The organism is Lentiprolixibacter sp., from assembly GCF_982873095.1.
Genome location: NZ_CEYNTP010000132.1, coordinates 6,819 through 7,649, shown reverse-complemented (window position 1 = coordinate 7,649; position 831 = coordinate 6,819). Strand labels below are relative to the sequence as shown.

1 protein-coding gene is annotated in these 831 nt (G+C 45.1%); it reads right to left on the bottom strand.

The features are described from left to right. Positions 1 to 781: DUF4270 domain-containing protein (locus tag AC4E7D_RS08935; RefSeq protein WP_490173456.1), on the bottom strand; the 781-nt coding region annotated here is incomplete at its 3' end. Positions 782 to 831: the final 50 nt, after the last annotated feature.

Here is an 831-nt window from a genome sequence, read left to right as displayed (position 1 = left end):
ATGCCTGTTCCACGTTGTTTGCCAACATGGTTTTTGAAGCCACATTCAGACGGATATCAGGGGTAATCAAAAGACCTAAAGTAGCATTGGCTGAATCCCTTACAATAATATCATTTAAATGCTCGGTAATGCGCACCGTGTACTTGATCCCCTGATCATCTTCCTCCTCAAGAAAACCGTCGTAATTAAGGAAGAGCCCGAAAGCCGATTGCGCCACCGAATTTTCCGTTAGTTCGTCGATCAGGGTGGCGTTGGTTTCCGCGTTGAACAGGTATAGCCTGGGGGGTTCATCAATGCCTGGATACAAGTCAAGCTCTTCGCGGTCTACATAGAAAACAAGGTTAGCCTCGTTGATCACCCAGTTGTTGGCTTTGATCTCATTGATTGCGTCTTCACCGTTAATTTCATCAAACAACTTGATCTCCGCATAGGACCCTGCTCCTCCCTTAAGGTAGATTCTTGAGGCATTTTCTCCGGTATCCATTTGGTTCGCAATGGCCTGAGGATAAGCTTCGCTGATGAGTGTATTTACGGCATTTCCGTTGATTGGGCCAAAATTGGCCCCACCAGTAATCAGTCTAAGTTCGAACTCTCTTTCCTCTGTGATGGTTTCGCCCTCGCTGATGGCATCAAACTCATATTCTATAGTAATTGTAGCCTGTGTAAAATCTAACAGGAGCATTACATCATCATCAGGGTCTAGTGAGAAATGTAGCCCGCGTAAAAATTCGTTCAAGTTGGAGGCACTGACTAATTCCGTACTCCCCTCCATATCTATAATATTCTGCTGAAAGAAATCTGTGTCAAGAGATACTCTGATCCCAGGCTGCA